Annotated in this window: 3 protein-coding genes and 2 pseudogenes; all 5 read left to right on the top strand. The window is 68.4% G+C overall.

What is annotated here, in order from left to right; genetic code table 11:
- A pseudogene (locus ABZX75_RS33850) lies at positions 1-186 on the top strand (roadblock/LC7 domain-containing protein); the annotation flags it as partial.
- A 151-nt stretch (positions 187-337) separates the two neighbouring features.
- Positions 338-730 carry a DUF742 domain-containing protein gene (locus ABZX75_RS33845; RefSeq protein WP_030037344.1) on the top strand — a complete coding sequence of 131 codons (393 nt, stop codon included), beginning with the start codon at positions 338-340 and terminating at the stop codon, positions 728-730.
- A complete protein-coding gene (locus tag ABZX75_RS33840) occupies positions 711-1295 on the top strand; it encodes an ATP/GTP-binding protein (protein ID WP_355417946.1) in 585 nt (194 codons plus the stop codon). Before ABZX75_RS33845 ends, ABZX75_RS33840 begins: the two co-directional genes overlap by 20 nt.
- A 291-nt stretch (positions 1296-1586) precedes the next feature.
- Positions 1587-4778: a nitrate- and nitrite sensing domain-containing protein gene (locus tag ABZX75_RS33835; protein ID WP_355417943.1), complete on the top strand. Its 3192-nt coding sequence runs from the start codon at positions 1587-1589 to the stop codon at positions 4776-4778.
- Positions 4762-4875, top strand: a pseudogene (locus ABZX75_RS33830) (roadblock/LC7 domain-containing protein); the annotation flags it as partial. The gene ABZX75_RS33835 and the pseudogene ABZX75_RS33830, both read left to right, overlap by 17 nt.

Genomic DNA, 4875 nt, shown 5'->3' with positions numbered 1-4875 from the left:
GTCGAGATGGACCGGGGATTCCTCTTCCTCATGTCCGTCTCCGACGGATCCTCCCTCGCGGTACTCGCGCACCCCGAATGCGACATCGGCCTCGTGGGCTACGAGATGGCCCTCCTCGTGGACCGCGCCGGCAGCGTCCTCACCCCGGACCTGCGCGCGGAACTGCAGGGAAGCCTGCTCATCTGACTGCCGATCTCCCGGCCGGACCGTACTGCCGGCCGGGAGACCGGGGCCTTCGCCCCGGAACCCAGTACGCCCGTCAGGCCGTCATACCGTCCCCCCACCGGCCGCCCCGTCAGACGGCACGCTGACCACTGCTGTCCAGCCCGGAGGATCAATGACCCCGCCCCCCGCCTACCCCGATGCGTACGGAGATTCGTACTCGGAAGGCGATCAGCCGCTGGTGCGTCCGTACGCGATGACCGGCGGCCGTACCCGGCCCCGCTACCAGCTCGCCATCGAGGCGCTGGTCAGCACCACAGCCGATCCGATGCACCTGTCCGGCCTGCTCCCCGAGCACCAGCGGATCTGCACCCTGTGCCGCGAGGTCAAGTCGGTCGCGGAGGTGTCGGCACTGCTTTCGATGCCGCTCGGTGTCGCGCGGATCCTCGTCGCCGACCTGGCGGAGGCCGGAATGGTGGCCATCCACCAGCCGGGCAATGGAGAGGCCGGCGGCACGCCGGACGTAACGCTGCTCGAAAGGGTGCTCAGTGGCCTTCGGAACATCTAGCGGTGGAGCGGCTCCTCGCTCCACCACCTCGGCGAAGATCGTGGTGGCGGGCGGCTTCGGCGTGGGCAAGACCACGTTCGTCGGCGCGGTCTCCGAGATCAACCCGCTGCGCACCGAGGCCGTCATGACCTCCGCGAGCGCGGGGATCGACGACTTGACCCACACCGGGGACAAGACGACCACCACGGTCGCCATGGACTTCGGCCGCATCACCCTCGACCAGGACCTGATCCTGTACCTCTTCGGTACTCCGGGCCAGGACCGCTTCTGGTTCATGTGGGACGACCTGGTCCGCGGCGCCATCGGTGCGATCGTGCTCGTGGACACGCGCCGCCTCGCCGACTGCTTCCCCGCCGTCGACTACTTCGAGAACAGCGGCCTGCCGTTCGTCGTCGCCCTCAACGGCTTCGAGGGGTACCAGCCGTACACCCCGGACGAAGTGCGCGAGGCCCTGCAGATCGGCCCGAACGCCCCGATCATCACCACCGACGCCCGCCACCGCGCGGACGCCAAGAGCGCGCTCATCACGCTCGTCGAGCACGCCCTCATGGCGCGTCTCAAGTAACACGGCTTCAGCTGACGTGCGGAGGGGCGGGCTGTGTCTTGCGACACGGCCCGCCCCTCGCGTTCATAACGTTTCGACAGAGAATTGGCGCCAGTTCGCCACTGCCTGCGTTCGGTTGGTGCCGCTACGCTCACAACTCCCCCCATTTTTGCCGCAGGAAGCTCTTTATGTCCGGTTTATGTGGGGCATAAGGCACTGGGAACTGCTGATTTCAACTGTTTGGAACACGGCCTTCACCGTGCTGGAATTCAACGAACTAGCTAGTAGCACCGCCGAGAGGTTGTTGGTCGAGTGAGGCGAAGCAACACAAGCCCCGCGGTTGAACCCGCGCGGGGCAACTTCACCCCGCCGCCGAGAGCGGCCGCGTCGCATGTCGACGTGCCCGTGGACCCACCCACGAGCGGTGGAAGCACCAGCAGATTCTCGCCCCGCAACTGGCGCGTGCCGACCCGTCTGAACGCCATCCTGCTCGTGCCCGTCCTCGTCGGACTGGTCATGGGCGGCTTCCAGGTGAAGGGCTCCATCGACACCTGGAACGAGGCCAAGGACGCCGAGAAGATAGCCAGGGTCGTCCAGGCCTCCTCGGAGTACAGCCAGGCGCTGCTCAACGAGCGCGACCTCACCGCTGAGCCGCTCCTGAAGGGCGACCGCAACAGCGAGGTGGTCTCCAAGGCCCACGCGACGACCGACGCGGCCAAGGCGAAGTTCGACAAGGCCGTCCAGGACATGCCGACCAACCAGGGCCTGGAGCGCCGTCTGGACCTCTTCCGCCAGGAGGAGCCGAAGCTGGAGCAGGTCCGCAAGACGGCCTACGCCCTTCCGGAGACGGCCAAGAAGAACCTCCCCCACGCGGCGGGTCCCATCCCGACCGAAGAGGGGTACGTGCAGGTCCAGCACTACCTGATGCAGTTCGCGAACGAACTCGGCCTCGGCACCGGCAATGTGACCTCGTACGGCCGTATGGTCTACGCGATCCAGCTGGCCAAGGCGGCGAACTCGCTCCAGCGCTCCGTCGGCACCCACCTGCTGATCCGCCCGAGTACGGACGAGGAGGTCCGCAAGGCCCAGCTCGTCGCCTTCTCCTCCTACGCCTACCTCGAGGAGATCGCCCAAGGCGAGTACGTCGCGGCCGGCACCGACGCGGACGTGACCCGCCTCCAGGAGGTCATGAAGAAGAAGGCCGCCGACGGAAGCGAGAAGCTCGCCCGCGCCAAGCAGCAGGCCGAGCAGGCCGGTGTCACCTTCAAGCCGCCGCCCAACGGGGTCGACGGGTCGCCCCTCACCGGCATGACCGATGCGATAGCCAGCGGTGAGAAGAACACCAAGCTCGTCACCTCCGGCACCACGCCCATGGCCTGGCAGGCCGCCGCCACCGCGAAGTTCGAGGGCTACGAGCAGATCGAGAAGGAACTCCTCGACAAGGCCGTCAAGGACACCATCGCGATCTCCGACGAGGCCCGCACCGACGCCATCACCAACGGCGCCATCGTGGTCGTGGCCCTGCTCGCGGCCTTCATCCTGGCCGGCATGATGGCCCGCCAGATGAGCCGCGCCATGTCCCATCTGCGCACCGCCGCCTTCGAGGTCGCCGAGCAGCGGCTGCCGATGCTCGTCGACCAGCTCTCGCGCACCGACCCCGGCAAGGTCGACACCCGGGTCGCGCCGATCCCGATCAACTCCCAGGACGAGATCGGCGAGGTCGCGCGCGCCTTCGACCAGGTCCACCGGGAAGCCGTACGGCTCGCCGCCGAGCAGGCGCTCCTGCGAGGGAACGTCAACGCGATCTTCACGAACCTCTCCATGCGCAACCAGTCGCTGATCGAGGGCCAGCTGACCCTCATCACCGACCTGGAGAACAACGAGGCGGACCCCGACCAGCTGGAGAACCTCTTCCGCCTGGACCACCTCGCCACCCGTATGCGACGCAACGGCGAGAACCTCCTCATCCTGGCGGGTGAGAACCCGGGCCGCCGCTGGGACCAGCCGGTCCCGCTCGTCGACGTCCTGCGCGCCGCCTCCTCGGAGGTGGAGCAGTACGAGCGCATCGAGCTCTCCGGCGTCTCCGACGCCGAGATCCACGGCCAGGCCGTGACCGACCTCGTGCACCTGCTCGCCGAGCTGCTGGAGAACGCCACCACGTTCTCGTCCCCGCAGACCAAGGTCCGCGTCAACGCGACCCGCCTGCCCGACGGCCGCGTGATGGTCGAGATCCACGACAAGGGCATCGGCCTCACCGCCGAGGACTTCGCGGACATCAACCACAAGCTGGCCAACCCGCCGACCGTGGACGCCGCGGTGTCCCAGCGCATGGGTCTGTTCGTGGTCGGCCGGCTGGCGGACCGCCACAGCATCCGCGTCCAGCTGCGCCCCTCGGGCGAGGCGGCCGGAACGACCTCGCTGGTCATGCTTCCCGAGGCCATCACCCACGGTGGTGGTGGCGAGGGCATCCCGGACGACGACTTCACGGTCTCCTCGATGATTCCGCGGCAGCAGGCCCAGCACGCGGCCCCGCTGCGGACGGCCGCCGAGCTCGGCTTCGACGACTCCCAGTACGACCGGCAGGGCCCCGACGGCGGCAAGCTCGACCCGGTCGGCCGGTCCCTCGTACGCGAGGAGCGCCGCGCCGCGCTGGAGGCCCAGGCCGGCTACCAGCAGGAGCAGCAGGGCTACCCGGATCAGAGTTATCCGGAACCCCAGCCTGAACACGGGTACCAGCCGTACCAGGGCTACGAGCAGCAGCCCGAGCAGGGCTACGAGGCTCCGTACGAGGCTCCCGACGAGTTCCAGCAGCAGCCGGGCTACGAGGCCTACCCGCAGCAGGGCTACGCCTATCCGGAAGCCGGGTACCAGGATCAGCAGCAGCCCGCTCCGGCCTACGAGGACGGCTACGAAGCCCAGTCCGCGGAAGCCGAGTGGCCCGGTCAGAACACCTATCCGGCTGCCTACCAGCAGGACTTCGGGACCGAATCGGAATCCCCTGCCGGTCCCGAACCCGCCCCGGAACGCGTAGGCTTCGACCGTCCGGGCGCCGCTGCCGACACCGGTCACGACATGACCGGGGCGGGCCTGCCGCGACGCGGCAGCCAGCAGCAGTGGCAGCCGGCGCAGCAGGAAGCGGAGTCCGCCGGATCCCTCTTCGAGCAGCGGCCGCAGCGTCAGCAGCAGTCCGCCGAAACGGAGCGGGCCACGGAGGAGAAAGAAGGCACGGCGGCCTGGCGCTCGCGCAATGACGAGCGCTGGCAGCAGGCCGGCAAACTCCGTGAGCCGAAGGCGGGCGGGGTCACCCCGTCCGGACTCCCTCGGCGGGTGCCCAAGGCCAACCTGGTCGAAGGCACAGCGGAGTCGACCCCGCAGGGCGGCCCTCAGGTCTCCCGCGCCCCGGAGGACGTCCGTGGCAGGTTGAGCAACCTGCGACGCGGTGTCCAGCAGGGACGCAGCGAGGGTTCTGAGCAGTCAAGTAACAGCTATGACCAGGAGCGTTAGTGTGAGCTCGATGAGCCAGGCGGCACAGAACCTGAACTGGTTGATCACCAACTTCGTGGACAACACCCCTGGGGTGTCCCACACCGTGGTGGTCTCC

This window comes from Streptomyces sp. NPDC003038, from assembly GCF_040611115.1.
In the GTDB taxonomy this organism is placed as follows: Bacteria; Actinomycetota; Actinomycetes; order Streptomycetales; family Streptomycetaceae; genus Streptomyces.
Note: the sequence above shows the minus strand (reverse complement) of the source record. Positions and strands in the feature narration are given on the sequence as shown.

Excerpts from the sequence above, each read along its gene's own strand:
- ABZX75_RS33845 (WP_030037344.1), top strand. The coding sequence starts at position 338 with ATGACCCCGCCCCCCGCCTACCCCGATGCGTACGGAGATTCGTACTCG.